Source organism: Planococcus rifietoensis, from assembly GCF_001465795.2.
Classification (GTDB): Bacteria; Bacillota; Bacilli; order Bacillales_A; family Planococcaceae; genus Planococcus; species Planococcus rifietoensis.
Map to the genome: position 1 here is coordinate 2,104,625 of NZ_CP013659.2, position 16,877 is coordinate 2,121,501.

Here is a 16,877-nt window from a genome sequence, read left to right on the forward strand (position 1 = left end):
CATTTGTTACTGCAAATTCGTTAATGCCTTGTCCAGTATATTGATGCCTTCATCAATCTGTTCTTTTGTGACCGTCAGCGGCGGAATCATCCGGATAACTTCTCCTGAATTGCCGCATAAATAGAACAGCACCCCTTGCTTCAGGCAATCATCCAATACCGTCATGACCGCTTTCCCGTCCGGGCGTTCGGTTTCTGGATCCATCAATTCGATTCCGATCATGAGCCCGACGCCACGCACTTCGCGAATGGTTGGATGTTTTTGTTTCAGCTTGTCCAACTCTTCCAGGGCATAAGCACCGAGCGTCTGCGCATTTTCCAATAGCCGTTCTTCTTTCAGCACTTCGATCGATGCAAGCGCCGCAGAACAAGCAAGTGGATTGCCGCCGAATGTCGTGCCATGCGTGCCGAGCGGCCATTGATCCATCAATTCTTTCGATGCCACCGTCGCACTGAGCGGGAGTCCGGCGGCGATGCCTTTTGCGACAGCCATGATGTCCGGCGTGACTCCAAAAGTCTGTGCGGCGAACCAATTGCCAGTTCGGCCGAAACCGGTCTGTACTTCATCGAATATCAACAGGATGCCGTGGCGGTCGCAGATTTCGCGCACTTTCGCCAGCCATTCTTTTGGCGGGATGATATAGCCGCCTTCTCCGAGCACCGGTTCCAAGATGATGCAAGCGACTTCTTCCGGCGTCACTTGGTGATTGAAGAGCTTTTCCATATCACGCTCCAGTTTTTCAGGGAAGAACACTTTCGGATCCGCTCCTTCCGGCAAATCATCCGGATGGGCATATGGCAATTGATAGGTCAGCCAGGACGGCTGCATATGTTTGCGGTATTTGCTTTTCGAAGTCGACACGCTAAGCGCGCCCATCGAACGCCCGTGGAAACAGCCGGTGAACGACACGACGTATGGTCGTTTCGTGACGTATTTCGCAAGCTTGATGCCGCCTTCGATCGCTTCTGTCCCACTATTCGCGAAAAAGAAATTATCCAGTTTCCCCGGCATGATTTGCTGGAGCTCGTATGCCAGCTTCAAGATCGATTCATAGATGATGACGCCGGACGGCCCGTGGATCAGATGGTCGGCTCCGTCTTTGATTGCCTGGACGACTTTCGGATGGCGATGCCCAACATTCTCCACGGCGATGCCGGATGTGAAATCCAGATAGGTCCGGCCATCCGCCCCGTAGTAATAACAACCTTCCGCTTTGACGACCGGTAGATTGGGATGGTCTTTCGCCATGCTTGGTGCCAGCAGATTGCCGATGGAATTCGTCATTTCCATCCAGTCCTGTGTTTGTTTTGTTGTCATAAGTCTTCATCCTTTCCTGTTGCAATGGCATGCTTTTTCAGTTTGCGCACGACAGAAGGCTGGCTGATGCCAAGCCGTTCCGCCATTTCAGTCGTCGTACGGTAGCGTTTCTTGGCGTTTTCCAGCACTTTCTTCTCGACTGCGTCAAGCAAATGCGGCAAGGTGCGGCCTTCAAGCTCAATGCCGACTTGCTCATCTTTCGCCGGGCGGTAACTAGCAGGCAAATCTTCGAGGCGGATGTCATCGTGCTCGCTTTCGAGATAGCTTCGTTCGAGCACGTTGCGCACTTCTCGGAAGTTGCCGGGCCATTCCAACTGCAACAGATGAACATATGCCGGATCCGCTAGCTTTTTCGAATCGCCGTATTTATCCCCGAGTTCTTCAATTGTCTGCGACAAATAGGCTTCTAGGTCTTCCGGGCGTTCACGCAGACCTGAAAGCCTGATCAGTGAAACGTGCAATAGATAAAATAGCGCTTCCCGGAAACTGCCTTTTTGGGTGTGTTCTTCTAAGGAAGCTTCGCTGATGGCAATCAACCGGATGTCGCGTTTTTCCACCAGCAGCTTTTCCAGCATTGATTGCGCACGGCCTGAAAGCTGGTCAATTTCGTTCAATACAAGCGTTCCTCCTTGCGCCAGGCTGAAATAGCCACCTTCGCCTTCAAACGATTCATTGAAAATTGTTTCCGGAATCGCACCGCAATCAACTTCAATGAAAGCCTTGTCCATTCTTGCACTGTTCTGGTGTATGAGTTTGGCAAATAAGCTTTTGCCGGTACCACGCGGTCCTTCGATCACCATGGCAGCATCGTATTCAGCCAATTTCATCGCGCTGCGCAACGCACGTTCGGATTGGGCACTGTGAGCAATGATTCCGTTAACCGGCAATTGCCTGCCCCGCAAATACGCCAATTCGCCTTTAACTCGGTCCATTTCCGTTTCCAGCGATTCCAGATATTCTTTTATGACCATCAGTTCTGAAACTTCATAGGAATAGCTGATGACATACTCCACTTCACGCTGTTCATCAAAGACAGGCATTCCGGTAATAAGCATCTTTTTACCCGTAGCAGTTTCCTGGACGAGCACCAATTTTTTCTTCTGCTCGATAACTTGCGGTGTGACAGCTGGTGTAAAGACGCCTTCCTGTTCCAACTCATAGATCGAGCGGCCCAGCAGTGCGGCGGGCTCCAATCCATAATGCAAGCCGCTCATTTCCGTTACTTTAATGATGCGTCCTTCCCGATTCGTGATGATGATATCTTCATCGTGCATGGCCATGACTTCTTCGACAGCGTCCGGCACAAGTAAATGTCGGTGCATGCTTCCACCTCTTTTATTCATTATTGTATAGACTATACGATAATGAATAATTAAAAAGCAAGACAATTCGAACAATTAATTTATTTCATTACAAAAATTCTGTTTTCTCCCAGAAAAGAAGATTTACCTTATAATCTAATAGACCTATTCTAAAAGTCTCAATTCAAGACTATACTATTCTAGATATTCCATTTATTTCACATATAGGAGGATTCAAATGAAAGCTGCGTTAACACTTATCACATCCCTCTTGCTGGCTCTTGCGATCGGAACAGTTCCGGCATTCGCCATTTCAGAGGACGACCGCGGGTTTAACCGCTTATTGGCTGAAATCGGCTGGGAAAAAGCGGATTACATCGATTATCTAGACAGCAAGGGCTGGACGCTGGATGATTTTTATTCTTCCACCGATCTCGGCACACCGCTAACAGAAGACGGTATTGCACAAATTATGAATACATACGAATTGACACGTACTGAATTGAACAGCCTGTTAGAAGAGTTCGGCGATTTGGATGCAGGTGTAGATGTATTGGATGGGGATTTCATTATTTTTATGGAAGAACTGGAAGATTCACTCGACTTCTATTTAGATTTCGAGGAACAGTTAACACCGATCACCGAAGCGAACTTGGCCTTGTTGCTTGAGGATTTTGGATTCACTTCAAAAGATGAGCTCGAAGAATTCCTCAATTTGTTTGATGATTCACTCGCAGATTACGAGTTTATCGAAGACTTGGAGAGTTCTATTATGTTCTATCAGGAAGAGTGGCTTTTTGATCTGGACATGGAGGGTGTATTCGCTGAATTTGGTGTGACCGAACAAGAACTTGAGCGCCTCTCCCAACATTTTGAAACACTCGATTACACAAATCCGGAATTCGAAGAACGTTTGATGGAACTCAGCGAGCGCATGATGGCAATCGAGGAATTTTCCACCGTAACCGAATTATCCGCGGAGCAAATTGCAGAACTTCTATCGATTTACGACGAGTTCATGGAAATTTTTGAAATGGAAGCCAAGTATTATTTCGTCAAAGGCGATGAGAAAAAAGAGATGAGCGTCCAATCCCTTATTTCTTTAGAGTCGACAGATGGCTATGACCTGTTGATCGAGCTTTATAATCTAGAAGGTGATTTTTTGGCAGATATCCTGTTGACCGCTGATATGTTCGGGTCAGACCTCATCGTCGACACCGGAAAAGAATTGGAAAACAGCACGCCAACGGTTATCCCACCATCTAAACAACCAGCTGATAACACGAACCAAACCGTCAAAGGCGGAAAGCTGCCGAAAACTGCTAGTGATTTCGCACAAAATACGGCAATCGGCCTGGGCTTTATCGCATTCGGCGCTTTATTGTACAGACGTACACGGGTGAAACCTGCATCATGAACAAAAAGAGAATTTCCTGGTTGATGACCATTGCAGCAGTTGCCATGATCACTTTCGGCCTATGGTTCAGCGGCACACAAGCGGCAACTTTCGCGAAGGGCTATCTTCTATATAAAGCAGATTCAGTTGCTGCAGAGGATTTTGCACCTAAGTTGCAAACGACTAACGCCGAGGTTTCTTTACCGGAAGCTGAAGAGGCCGAATCCATCATGGACCCAGTTGAAGAACAAGAAAAGGGAGAAGAAGCGGCAGAAGAAATAGCCCAACTCCCGAAAGACATCGACTACCCATCAGATCCACAAATCGGCGATTTAATGGGCGAACTGATCATTCCGAAACTGGGCGCAAGCTTGCCGATTATCCATGGCACTGATGAAGACGAACTGGAACAAGGCGTCGGCCATTATGCCGGCAGCGTATTGCCCGGCCAATCCGATAATTCGGTCTTGTCTGGGCATCGCGATACAGTATTCCGGGAACTTGGAAAAGTCGGCAAAGGCGATGAGTTCATCGTCCATACCGCCGATGGCACGTTCACTTACCGCGTCCGCCAAGTGCGCATCGTTGATGAAGATGACCGCACCGTCATCGTCCCGAAACCACGGGCCACTTTGACCGTCTCCACGTGCTATCCTTTCGATTTCGTCGGCTACGCGCCTGAGCGCTATATTCTTGTAGCTGACCTCGTCTCGGGCAGCTAAACAAAAGACCGCAGCCTCCCAAAAGGAAGCTACGGTCTTTTTGCATTCATTTAAAAAGCCCTGAATTCTCATTCAGGGCTTTTCACTATTCTACATTGACGATATCGGAAATATAGAAGAATCCGTAATCATCCATGACAATCGTGTAAACTTTCGTGCGTTCTTGCAACGACCAGTTGCCCTCTGCGTCCTTAAACTCAAACGCTTCTTCTGTATAGACAAGTGCGTGGTCTTCTTTAATTTCAATATTGGTAATATCAAGCTTGTTGAAAATATGTTCCATGTTCTTGCCGGCGATTTGGTCGATATATTCAATCATGCTATTGTAGATATCGCTTTGATAGACGAGCAAGTTCTGAACATAGTAGAAGTCTTCTTCCTGCAATGCCAGTTCGTAAAACTCCTGATAGCTCACGACAAATTCCGTCAACGATTCTTCTGTAAATTCGTGCGTCGTGCTGTAGTCGAATTCGTAATCTTCATCTTCGTAGCTGCTGTCGAAGTCATCGTAGACAGGGAAAATCTCCGCAACCGCTTCACGGCTCATCGGGTTTTTCGCCCATGCATCTAGTTGATCATACATGGAATAGAGCGGAATGGAGAATCCGATTGAATCCCCTTCAGGGAACAGCAGTGAATTGATGCCGATCACTTTTCCAGTACCTGCGTCAAGCAGCGGACCGCCGCTTGAACCTGGCGCAAGGGCAGCATCGATTTGGTAAATATTTTCGTAAGTGAATTCCTGGTAGAAATCACGGTCGATGCCAGTCAAATAACCCATGGATGCGGTATTCTCAAAACCGGACGGGCTGCCAAGCGCGATGACTTCCGTTCCGACATCGGTTGCCGTCATTTCCACTTCCAATGGCTCGATTCCCGTCAAGTCGTTGACTTGGATCAAGGCAATATCGGATTCAGCGGAAATCCCGACGACGGTTCCTTCATGATCCTGGCCGTTGATATTGCGCACAATCACATCCGTGTACCCTGACACAACGTGGGCGTTCGTTACGACCATGCCCGTTTCCGTGAACAAGAATCCGGAACCTTGGCCGCCTTCTGTCAAAATGGTGTAGACGCGAGATTGTGCACCTTTAATGACGGCCGTCTTATCTTTCTTTTTCGGCTCGACTTTTTCTTCCTGGTCGGAAGGGTGCGTGATATTTTCTGCTTTCGTCACAGTTCCTTCAACCGGTTCTTCAGAAGATACTTGTGTTTCCGGCTCTTCCACCGGCATTTCTTCTTCCGCTGGCTCTTCTACCGGCTCTTCTTCCACCGGTTCTTCCTCAGGCAGCTCTTCAGGTACTTCTTCAGGTACTTCTTCCGACGCTTCGGTGTCTTCCTGAGGCAATGCCACTTCCGGTTCTTCCTCACCTATTAATTGCCCTAATCCAAATCCAAGACCCAATAACACGGCCAACAATACGAGCGCATACATGAATTTATTGCGCTTCGGTTTGCGTTGCTTTCTTGTGGCAAGCGGCGCTCCGCAATTGTCACAGAACTTTGCAGACTCATCATTCATCGTGCCACACTTTGTGCATTTCATAGCTGTACCTCCTGCCGGACATAATTCATCCCCGAATTTTCTTCATTATAAACCTTAGAACGCCAAACCTCCACCTTAGGTTGCCTTTGTAATATTTTGTCCTTATTTGGTAATAAATTTCAAAATTCAGAACATGTTTTTTAGGTCTTTATATTCATCTAAACTGTTTAAAGTGCCATTTTTCCTGACATTAGCAGAAATCGAATAAATTGACCGTCTCGTTCTTTTGGGAAATGCTTTTGGGATAATCGCATAGGAGATTAGAACTTGCCAGCTGCAACATCTTACTATAAAAAAATTTCCACAAAAAAAGCAATGCCTCAGCACCGCTTTCTGCACTTGCTTATATGGGAATTCTCGACAAGTTCAGCGAACGTCGATACCGGTAAGTGTCTCCTGTAGTTCCAGAACCTCGCCGAATAACTGTACATCCGCCTCCCCACTCGCTTTTGCTTGGTCGTTTACACGCTGCAGCAGTTCATCCAACTGGCCTTGAATCTCTTGATACTCCTCAATCGTCAACGTGCCTTTGCTGTCTACGTGACGTTCCAGCTGTTCCAATTCTTCTTCCACATCGTCTTGAGGACCCAGGCGTTCGATCACTTCACGGCCCGGCTCATACTTTTTGCCGTTCGGTAAATTCTCGCTTGCCAATGTTACAGGTTCGAAATGCGCCATGAATACCATGCCAAAAGCAAGTGCAGAAAGTGAAATGTTCAGAGCAGAAATCTTCAAACGATCTTCCTCCTTCGAATTGGTCTGCTTTCACTTCTAGGCTAACCGATTTCCCCGTTTCCGTAACCCCTTTCGCACCAGTCTTCATCAACACTTAACAAACTTTACATTCAGTTGTCAGCGCAAAGAAAAAAACCGCTGTATCAGCGGCTTTTTTATCATCTGTAATCTGCACGGGTCATTCGCCCATTGTATGGCAGCCTTTTTTGCTGCTCCAAATCACGTTCACGGTTCTCGATCTTAGCAGCAATGATGCCAAGCAAAGTTCCAAATGCAGCTCCTGCGGCTACTTCGATCGGCTGATGTCCGAGTAATTCCTTCAATTCTTTATCCCGTTCCACAAATTCAAAACTCGGGAATTCCCCGGAAATTTTTGTGAAGCTGTCCTCGAGGTCATTGACAAGACGTGCAATTTCGCCTGTGTGGCGGCGTATTCCTTGCGCATCATACATGACGATGGCACCGAATACGACAGCGAGGGCGGTTTCCGTGTGGCGTGCACCCTTATTGGAAGCAACGTATGCGGCGAGTGCCGAAACACCTGCTGAGTGGGAACTTGGCATGCCGCCTGTCGTAAACGCTTGCTGCCAATCCCATTTTCCTGCCACCACTTTATGCGTGACTATTTTCAATCCTTGTGCGATGCCGATCGCCCCGAGCGACGTGATCATTCCGCGGTTCATCTTTCTCATCTTTTCATCCTCCAATACAGTAGCTGCTGCGGCTTATGCCGCCTGATAACTCCCTTTACCCTGAAATCCCTAAAGATATGTAAAGGGAGGAAATATTTTTGGAGGAAAGCTTTATAAATAGGTCAAAGTGCCACTATTTTAATTGCAGGTCAATTTCAAATTTCACACCTGGTGTGACAGCGCCCTTGCTGCCGAAGATCGAATAGGCAGGATACGAAGAAAGCAAGCTTTTCGTTGGAGATGGAATCGAATTCGTCGCAGTCAACAAAATTGGCGCGTCTTTTTTAGCCGCAAGAACCGACCCAGCCAAAGCGTCAGGAAAATTTGTGCCGGTCGCGATAAAGGCTTTTTGTTTGCCCATCGGCAAGCCTTGGTTAATCAATTTGCCGGTCTCAAAGCGATTGGCCCCGCCGTAGCGTGTCGCTCCAGGCAATTGTCCCATGACTTCATTGCTGACAGCCCCTGTGCCTCCTGTGACGATCGTTGTGTTCTTACCAGACAAAGCCGTTTTAGTTTCTGCAGGCAGCGTAGCCGTCCGCGTCAGCAAAATCGGAATGCCATTTTTCGCTGCGTACGGCGAAACGGAAAGAACATCAGGAAAATTCTGGCCGTTGGAGACGACTGCCCGGTCACTTTCAATATCATTTGCGATCATGGCGGCCGTCTCGTAGCGTGTCTTGCCGCCGATTCGTTCTACAATGCTGACCAGCTGCTGCACTTGCGTTTTAACCGTCGCCGACAGCGCCCCATTGCTGCCGAGAAGAATGGCTTTATCAGGGTTCAAACGGCGGATTTCAGCGGCGGCGGCCGGGTGAAGGCTGTCGCCTTTCGTCAACAGGATCGGCGCATTTTCCTGATAGGCAAGCGGCCCGCCCGCCAATGCGTCAGGAAAATCATTTCCTGTCGCGATGACCACTGTGGAAGCCGAGCTCCAACCCGCTCTGGAGATTGCGACTGCTGTTTCATAGCGTGTCGCACCGGCCAAGCGATTCGACCAGTGGCTGGCATCCAAAGTCAACGCACGGTCGACATTCAAGCGGCCGTGTCCATAATATACATCTTTCCCGGCTGTCCCGAGATCTTTTGCCGTCAGCATCAAGCGACCTGCGATATCGCTGTTGCTGAGTTTCGGCTCATTTGCTTTCAATAAAGCTGCAGCTCCTGAAACGATTGGCGTAGCCATGGAAGTTCCGTCCAGCCCACCGAATGACTTATCGGGGAAAATGGAAAATACGCCAGTACCCGGTGCCGCGATGTCGATCGTTTTGCCGAAATTCGAAAAGTCGGAGCGCTCATCCCCAGCATCCGTCGAAGCAACCGACACCACATCTGGATAAGCAGCCGGGTAATAAGGGGAACTGATGTCATCGTTGCCTGCTGCCGCCACCACCAAAACATTTTTGGAATGCGCATATTCCACAGCCTCTCTTAAGACGTTCGTATCGGAATACGCAACCAAACTCATATTAATGATATCTGCCCCGCTGTCCACGGCGTAGTAAACGCCAGCCGCCACATCAGAGATAAAGCCGTCTTCGCCGTCAAACACATCGATTGGCATGATGCTCGTTGACGGTGCCACTCCTACACCGAACAATCCATTGCCCATATTTCCGGCGATCAGCCCTGCTACATGTGTGCCATGAACTTCTATACTGACATCGCCCGATTTCCCAGTAATCACGCTGTATGGGGAAACGATGCGCCCTTTCAAATCCGGATGCAGCAAATCGAATCCATCGTCAACGACCGCTACCAGCACATCCGCTTTGCCGGTCGTTTTATCCCAGGCAGATTCGGAACCGATGAGCTGGTGATGGTATTGATACCCTGCGTAAAACGGGTCGCTCGGTATCGCAGCCAGTTCCACACGCCGGTCAGGTTCAGCATATTCAATATTGCCTTGTCTAGAAAGCTCTGCGATGAACGATTCCACGCTCTGCCCATCTGGCACATCGAGCGTGACGATTTGCCCGCCGCCTGTTTCCGCTGTCGTGACTTTCTGTGCAATAACTGCGCCTTCAAACCTACCCTGTTCACGCATTTTCACTATGATGCGGTCTGCCGGTTTTTCTGATGCAGCCTGTACTTGCCCAGCCGTGCTGATGCCTATTAGAGAAAGGGCTAATGTCATAGCCGCCAATGCTGTAGTTGTCTGTTTCATGGTCATTCTCCTCACGCCCCCATAGTCTTTCCACTCTATATTTTCTGATAATTCAAATAGTTATTTACAAAAATTATACGACCTTTCCGAACAAATGCCTAGACAATGTAAAAATTCTTTTGAATTTAGATAAAAAATGGATATTAATCTCTACCCTTTGAAAGCCTTCTTTTAGCACTATAGGCGCAAGTTTTATTATTTTAATCAAAAAAACAGCCCCTTATCAAATGAATGATAAGGGGCTGTTGGAACTAGCAGAACTTATTTACTTAATTCGGATTGAGCTGTTGGAATGACCGCTTCATGGAGAAGGATCTCCAGCTCTTCCATATAGCGTGTTTTCTGCTGGGCTGTCCAATTGAATACGCCTGCCATATAATCTGCAGCGGCTTCTTTATGGGCGTGTACCCAGTGGATGTCGAAATACAGCGCGCCTGTACGGCGGATAAAGAAGTCGACCGGCTTGCACACAGCTTCCGATTCAATTCCATAGCGCAGCATTGCATAGACAAGCGGATCGAGATTATGCGATGCCGCATCAGCCAATCCGTCTGTATAATGGCGCAGCACATGGTCGACGTTCGCACCATAGCGGTTGACGAGCAATTCCATCGCATCTTCCGTGAGCCCAAACTCGGCCGCACGTTTCAAGCGATCGGCTTTGAATGTTTTAAAGCCTTTAGAACCGCCAACTTCCCCGCCGGACAGCGCCATTTTTTTCGTGGATACTTTCTTGAAAGCAGTACCGTATTCCTCTTGAAGTTGCTTAGTGACTAGGTCCATGATGCTTTCGCCCATTTTCCGGTAGCCAGTGAGCTTGCCCCCGGCGATTGAAATCAATCCGGAATCCGATACAAAGATTTCGTCTTTACGGGAAATCTCGGATGGGTCTTTGCCTTCTTCATGGATCAGCGGGCGCAATCCTGCCCAGCTTGACTCGATATCAGCCGCAGTAATCGCTACGTCCGGGAACATGAAGTTAACAGCTTCTAGAACATAGTCGCGGTCTTCCGTTGTCATCGTCGGGTGCGCGATATCTTGTTTGTACACCGTATCGGTCGTGCCGACATACACTTTGCCTTGGCGCGGGATGGCGAACGCCATGCGGCCGTCCGGCATATCGAAATAGATCGCCTGCTTAAGCGGGAAGCGGGACTGGTCAAACACCAAATGGATTCCTTTTGTCAGCTGTAAAGTCTTGCCTTTTTTCGATTTGTCTTCTTCGCGCAAAGTATCGACCCACGGGCCAGCCGCATTGACGATTCTCTTCGCAAAGATTTCGTGGATCGAGCCATCAAGCTGGTCTTCTGCTACCACGCCGACCACTTTGCCATTGTCGTAGAGGAACCCTTTTACTTTCACGTAGTTCAGTGCAAGCGTCCCTTTTTCGACAGCTTTTTTCATGACTTCCATCGTCAAGCGCGCATCGTCTGTCTTGTATTCGACATAATAGCCTGCGCCTTTCAACCCTTGTTGTTTCACAAGAGGCTCGCGGCGAATTGCTTCTTCGCGGGAGAACATTTGGCGGCGTTCGCTTCTTTTCACGCCTGCCAAGTAATCGTAGACGCGAAGGCCGACATTGGTGCTGAGCGGTCCGAATGTGCCGCCTTTGTGGAATGGCAGCATCATCCATTCAGGTGTCGTGACGTGCGGCCCGTTTTCGTAGACAATTTCACGTTCTTTGCCGACTTCTGCAACCATTTTCACTTCGAATTGCTTCAAGTAACGCAAACCGCCGTGTACGAGTTTCGTTGAACGGCTTGAAGTTCCTGCTGCGAAATCCTGCATTTCCAGGACCCCTGCACGGACGCCGCGTGCTGCAGCATCGAGCGCAATCCCCGCTCCTGTGATTCCGCCTCCGATGATCAATACATCCAGTGGCGCTTGTTTCATTTGTCCATAAGTTTCTGTGCGTTCTAGGCTTGAGAATTTCATTCTTAACCGACTCCTTTTCCAATATTTTCCATATTAAAAAGAGAGACCTGTACACAGCCGCAGATTTATATCTGCTGTACTGGCATGGTCTCTCCTCGTCTCCGGCCATTTATCTCTCGTGTGATTAACTTGTAAGTTTAGTTGACGGGCTTGAATGTACGAGTTGCGGCTACCGCATTTTGCCAGCCTGTATACAGTCGCTCGCTTGTTTCGTCGGACATTTCCGGCTCGTAAGTTTTGTCAAGCTGCCATTGTGCGGCAATCTCGTCTTTGTCTTTCCAGAATCCTGTTGCCAGGCCTGCCAAGTAAGCAGCCCCGAGCGCCGTTGTTTCTTGGATGCGCGGGCGTTCAACCGGTACGTGAAGCAAATCCGACTGGAATTGCATCAGCATATCGTTGCCGACTGCGCCGCCATCGACGCGCAAAGTCTTCAATTCGATCCCTGCATCTTCTATCATAACATCTACAACGTCTTTTGTCTGATATGCGAGCGCCTCGAGTGTCGCACGAATGAAATGTGCTTTCGTCGTGCCGCGTGTCAAGCCGAATACAGCGCCTCTCGCATCAGTATCCCAGTAGGGCGTACCGAGTCCGACAAATGCCGGTACCATGTAGACACCGTCAGTCGAATCCACTTGTTTTGCGAAATCTTCACTCTCAGGTGCCGTCTCGATAACCTGCAGCCCGTCGCGCAGCCATTGAATCGCAGAACCTGCTACGAAAATACTGCCTTCAAGCGCATATTCGACTTTGCCGTCGACGCCCCAAGCAAGTGTCGTCAATAAGCCATGTTCAGATTCAACAGCTTTTTCACCAGTGTTCATCAGCATGAAGCATCCAGTCCCGTAAGTGTTTTTCGCCATGCCTTTTTCGAAGCAGGCTTGACCGAACAATGCTGCCTGCTGATCGCCGGCAATCCCTGCGATCGGCACTTCATGGCCAAAGAAATGATAATTGATGGTATGCGCATAAATTTCTGATGACTGGCGCACTTCGGGCAGCATGCTCTTCGGCACGGTCAGGATGTCGAGTAGTTCATCGTCCCACTCAAGATCGTGGATATTGTACATGAGCGTACGGGATGCGTTGCTGTAATCCGTGATATGCGTCGAACCACCAGACAAACGGTAGACGAGCCATGTATCGATGGTACCGAACATCAAATCGCCATTGTCCGCTTTTTCTCTCGCGCCTTCGACATTGTCCAAGATCCATTTCACTTTCGTGCCGGAAAAGTACGCGTCGATCAAGAGGCCGGTCTTCTTGCGGAATGTATCGTTCAATCCCTGGTCTTTCAATTCATTGCAGATGCCGTCTGTTTGGCGCGATTGCCAAACAATCGCTTTATAGATCGGCTTGCCAGTATTGCGATCCCAGACGACGGTCGTCTCACGCTGGTTGGTGATGCCGATACCTGAAATTTCGGATGGGTCAACGTCTGTTTTACGCAATACTTCTGCAATGCACGCCAGGACCGAAGTCCAAATTTCATTGGCGTCGTGCTCGACCCAACCCGGTTTCGGGAAAAATTGCTGGAATTCCTGCTGGCCCGTACCGACAATCTCGCCGGCATGGTTCAACAGGACCGCCCGTGAACTGGTTGTTCCTTGGTCGATCGATAAAATATATTTTTTACTCACTGGAATCTCCTCCGCTAACTTATGAAATGGTTTTCTCTTTTAATTGCTTGGTCTTCGCTCGACCATTTTTCAATTCTACACTGGCTGTACCGATAAATACCAGGACAAGCACTAAACTTAATGCGAAGAATGGCAAACCGTAATCTCCCGTAAACAAGGCTTTGTAGAAAACTGCCCCGTAAATCCCCCCTAAAGCAGGGCCGACAATCGGTACCCAAGCATAGCTCCAGTCAGAGCGGCCTTTTCCTGGAATTGGCAGCAACGCGTGTGCGATACGTGGCCCCAAATCACGGGCAGGGTTGATCGCATACCCTGTTGTGCCGCCAAGCGACATGCCGATCGCGATGATGAGCGCGCCGACGATCAACGGGTTCAAGCCTTCCGTAAAATCATTGGCCCCGATGAACAATAAGCCCATGACCAACACAAAAGTCCCGACAATTTCACTGATCAAGTTGGAAAACGGACGTCGGATAGCCGGAATTGTCGCAAAAACGCCAAGCTTTGTTTCGGCTTCTTTCGTTCTTGCCCAGTGTGGAAGATAGTTGAAGAAGACGATGACGGCACCGATGATGGCACCCAAAATTTGTGCGGTAATATAAACCGGCACCTGTGACCACGGAAGTTCACCGATAGATGCAAAACCTAAAGTGACTGCCGGATTCAAATGCGCTCCCGAGAAATTCCCGACTGCATAAACGCCCATTGTTACCGCGAGTCCCCAAGCGATCGTGATGACGATCCATCCTCCGTTTTCCGCTTTTGAATCTTTTAATGTTACGCCTGCTACGACACCCGCACCAAAAATGATGAGGATCATTGTACCGATCAATTCTGCTAAAAATACTGTCATTTTCCATACACCCCTTTTTCAGATCCTCCGCTTATATCGAACCTGTCAAATGACAAGGCACGCTTTCCAGCAGAATTTCCATGTATAATCAAGAACTGGCCACAAAAAATCCGCACCGAACGAAGGCCCAATAAACTGGGCCTTGTCCGATGCGGATCTCTTTTCTCCTGCACGGTCCTTAACTTGTAAAATCAATTTAGCAGTTTTTGAAAACGCTGTCAACAATTATTTGGGGATTATCTGGGAGTGATGGAAATTGAAAAAAATCGGCACGCGCCCTTTCTGAAGAGCGATCGCCGATGAGTGAGCTTTACAAACTCAGGTATCCCACAGTTCTGCCTGGGATGTCGAGACGGCTTCCGCCCCGCCTTGGTATGCAAGTTCGATATCTTCCCTTGTGCGGATCAAGCCGCCTGCAATGATGGGGATGCCCGTCCGTTCGTGCACTTCTTTGATGATTGACGGGATGAGCCCCGGCAATAATTCAATGTAATCGGGTTTTACTTGATCGATCAAGCTTAAATTATGTTCGAGCGCATGGCTGTCGAGCAGGAACAATCGCTGGATCGTCGTCAATTTATTTTTCTTCGCAAGAGCGATGACATTGCTTCTTGTCGAGACGATGCCATCCGGTTTCACTTCCCGGACCAAATACTCAATGCCGTAAGCGTCCGTTTTCAGGCCTTGAATCAAATCGGCATGCAAAATCACTTTCTTGCCAGCCTTCTTCGCAGCCGCAACAAGCGGCTTGAGCTGGGCGAGCCGGACTTCCAGGAAAATGATGGTCTCCTGGTCACTGGCAAGCAGCCGTTCAAATTCCTTTAGGTTACGCATGACAGGCACTACGCCTTTTAACTTAACCAACAGATTTTCCTCCTCCGTTAAAAAACAATCTACGGACATTATGCGCCAGCTTTGTTTCCTGCACAACTATTTCCCCCCGGCTTCATTTCACCAGCCAATTGCGATAAAATGGAAGTAATCATCCAAAAGGAGTTGGCGGTCATGCGAGTCAAGAAAGTGCAGAATGTTTATCAACTGGCTTTTATGCCTACAGTGTTTCCGGTAAATTGTTATTTGGTCGAAGAACAGGAAGGCTTGACGCTCGTCGATTGCGCTTTGGGTTTCGCGGCTAGGGACATCGCTTTGGCGGCAAAAACCATCGGCAAACCGATTACAGAAATCGCGCTGACTCATGCACATATCGATCACGTCGGTGCACTCGACGCTTTGAAAAAACAGTTCCCTGCGGCGCAAGTTTCCGTCTCGGAAAGGGAAGCAAAAATCCTCGCTGGGGATAAGAGCGCTTCCCCGGAAGATGGGGGCAAACCCGTCAAAGGCGGAATCCCGAAAAATATCCAGACGACACCGGACCGCCTGCTGCAAGAAGGTGATCGCGTCGGCTCACTCGAAGTCTTCCTGTCCCCCGGGCATTCCCCCGGTTCGATTTCCTTTTTCGATAGACGTTCAGGCGTCCTCCTCGCAGGAGATGCCTTTCAGACACGCGGAGGCATTGCTGTTTCCGGAACCTTCAAGCCGCTGTTCCCGTTTCCGGCGATGGCGACATGGGACAAGCGTACAGCGCTCGACAGCGCCAAGAAATTGACCTTGCTGCAGCCAAGCTATCTCGCCGTCGGGCACGGCCGACTGCTTGACCATCCTGTGCGCTTCATGGAACAAGCAATACGCGATGCCGAACAAAAATTAAAACCCTAGCCACTTACGGCTAGGGTTTCCAGAGTGTTGAAGAAGTCTATAATCCGCTATGAGTGAAAAAGGAAATCACCATTTCTACATTCAAAAATCAATGTGCTATCTGAGTATTTGGAGAAGGGTTCGCTCGACTCCTGTGGGACTAGCGGGTTTGAGAGACCCCACAGGAACGCAGTGACGAGGAGGCTCGATTCCCGCCCCACGGAAAGCGAGCGATAAGCTTCGGAAAATACGGTTTCCTGAGTTCCTCGACAGCCTGAAAACCCTAGCCACTTACGGCTAGGGTTTCTTCTGTTTCAATTGCTGGCGACCGACGCGCATAAACCAAACCGGCCGCGTGATTTCCGATACTTCCTCCACACGCCGGACGATTTCAAACCCGACTTTTTCGTAGGCACGGATCGCCGGCTTGTTGCGGATATCCGGATCAGTAACGCAGCACGTCACCGAGCCGTCGCAAAACACCACTTCCTCTAAAAAGCGCCGGATGATCGCTTGGCCAAAACCTTTGCCGCGATAGGCGGGCGACCCGATAAGGATATCCAGGCCAGCTGCACGCTGTAATTCCTGAAACTGTTCACTGCCCGGATAATCGCTCCAGCGAAATGTCTGGATATAGCCAATTGGTTGCTCCAGATAATAGATAAGATACGGTTCAGTCGGATCCCGGCCTTTGATGCTCCCGACAAATTCGCGCACAAATTCCCCGTAAGTTCCATTATAGCTATATCCCCAAAACCGGTTGATCTGTGGCTCTTTCGTGATCCATTCGTAAAGTTGCGGCAAATGTTCCCGGCGCAAACGTTCGAATCTAAGATTTTCAACCTGTAAGGCCATGAAGCATCCCTCCCCGTAGGCGC

The 16,877-nt window shown here is 49.1% G+C and carries 14 protein-coding genes; 3 read left to right on the plus strand and 11 right to left on the minus strand.

Annotated features, from left to right (window positions below; all coding sequences use genetic code 11):
- Positions 1-6: 6 nt before the first annotated feature.
- Together AUC31_RS10510 and AUC31_RS10515 are read right to left on the minus strand one after the other, a co-directional pair.
- A complete protein-coding gene (locus tag AUC31_RS10510; RefSeq protein WP_058383248.1) occupies positions 7-1,317 on the minus strand; it encodes an aspartate aminotransferase family protein in 1,311 nt (436 codons plus the stop codon).
- Positions 1,314-2,639: a sigma 54-interacting transcriptional regulator gene (locus AUC31_RS10515; protein WP_058383247.1), complete on the minus strand. Its 1,326-nt coding sequence runs from the start codon at positions 2,637-2,639 to the stop codon at positions 1,314-1,316. Before AUC31_RS10515 ends, AUC31_RS10510 begins: the two co-directional genes overlap by 4 nt.
- A 217-nt stretch (positions 2,640-2,856) precedes the next feature.
- Between AUC31_RS10515 and AUC31_RS10520 the strand changes: the two genes are divergently transcribed.
- Together AUC31_RS10520 and AUC31_RS10525 are read left to right on the plus strand one after the other, a co-directional pair.
- Positions 2,857-4,035 (plus strand): processed acidic surface protein, encoded by a 1,179-nt coding sequence (locus AUC31_RS10520; protein WP_058383246.1) that lies wholly within the window; start codon positions 2,857-2,859, stop codon positions 4,033-4,035.
- Complete coding sequence (locus AUC31_RS10525) at positions 4,032-4,736, plus strand: class D sortase (protein ID WP_058383245.1); 705 nt, start codon at positions 4,032-4,034, stop codon at positions 4,734-4,736. Before AUC31_RS10520 ends, AUC31_RS10525 begins: the two co-directional genes overlap by 4 nt.
- Positions 4,737-4,821: 85 nt before the next feature.
- On the opposite strand, the gene AUC31_RS10530 is transcribed toward AUC31_RS10525, so the two are convergent.
- From AUC31_RS10530 to AUC31_RS10565, 8 genes are all read right to left on the minus strand, one after another.
- Positions 4,822-6,285, minus strand: a complete 1,464-nt coding sequence (locus AUC31_RS10530; RefSeq protein WP_058383244.1) for a trypsin-like peptidase domain-containing protein — start codon at positions 6,283-6,285, stop codon at positions 4,822-4,824.
- Positions 6,286-6,651: 366 nt separating this feature from the next.
- The gene (locus tag AUC31_RS10535; RefSeq protein WP_058383243.1) at positions 6,652-7,020 is read right to left on the minus strand and encodes a hypothetical protein; all 369 of its coding nucleotides are present in this window, start codon (positions 7,018-7,020) and stop codon (positions 6,652-6,654) included.
- Between the two features lie 158 nt (positions 7,021-7,178).
- Positions 7,179-7,712, minus strand: a complete 534-nt coding sequence (locus AUC31_RS10540) for a divergent PAP2 family protein (RefSeq protein ID WP_058383242.1) — start codon at positions 7,710-7,712, stop codon at positions 7,179-7,181.
- Between the two features lie 133 nt (positions 7,713-7,845).
- A complete protein-coding gene (locus AUC31_RS10545; RefSeq protein ID WP_058383241.1) occupies positions 7,846-9,876 on the minus strand; it encodes a cell wall-binding repeat-containing protein in 2,031 nt (676 codons plus the stop codon).
- A gap of 261 nt (positions 9,877-10,137) precedes the next feature.
- A complete protein-coding gene (locus AUC31_RS10550) occupies positions 10,138-11,811 on the minus strand; it encodes a glycerol-3-phosphate dehydrogenase/oxidase (RefSeq protein WP_058383240.1) in 1,674 nt (557 codons plus the stop codon).
- Positions 11,812-11,948: 137 nt separating this feature from the next.
- Positions 11,949-13,451 carry a glycerol kinase GlpK gene (glpK, locus tag AUC31_RS10555; RefSeq protein ID WP_058383239.1) on the minus strand — a complete coding sequence of 501 codons (1,503 nt, stop codon included), beginning with the start codon at positions 13,449-13,451 and terminating at the stop codon, positions 11,949-11,951.
- A gap of 19 nt (positions 13,452-13,470) precedes the next feature.
- Positions 13,471-14,304: an MIP/aquaporin family protein gene (locus tag AUC31_RS10560; protein WP_058383238.1), complete on the minus strand. Its 834-nt coding sequence runs from the start codon at positions 14,302-14,304 to the stop codon at positions 13,471-13,473.
- Positions 14,305-14,622: 318 nt separating this feature from the next.
- Positions 14,623-15,168, minus strand: coding sequence for a glycerol-3-phosphate responsive antiterminator (locus AUC31_RS10565; RefSeq protein WP_058383237.1), 546 nt, complete (start codon positions 15,166-15,168; stop codon positions 14,623-14,625).
- Between the two features lie 141 nt (positions 15,169-15,309).
- On the opposite strand from AUC31_RS10565, the gene AUC31_RS10570 reads away from it, so the two are divergent.
- Entirely contained in the window at positions 15,310-16,020 is a 711-nt protein-coding gene (locus AUC31_RS10570; protein WP_058383236.1) for an MBL fold metallo-hydrolase, read from the plus strand.
- Positions 16,021-16,296: 276 nt separating this feature from the next.
- On the opposite strand, the gene AUC31_RS10575 is transcribed toward AUC31_RS10570, so the two are convergent.
- Positions 16,297-16,854 carry a GNAT family N-acetyltransferase gene (locus AUC31_RS10575; protein WP_058383235.1) on the minus strand — a complete coding sequence of 186 codons (558 nt, stop codon included), beginning with the start codon at positions 16,852-16,854 and terminating at the stop codon, positions 16,297-16,299.
- Positions 16,855-16,877 lie beyond the last annotated feature (23 nt).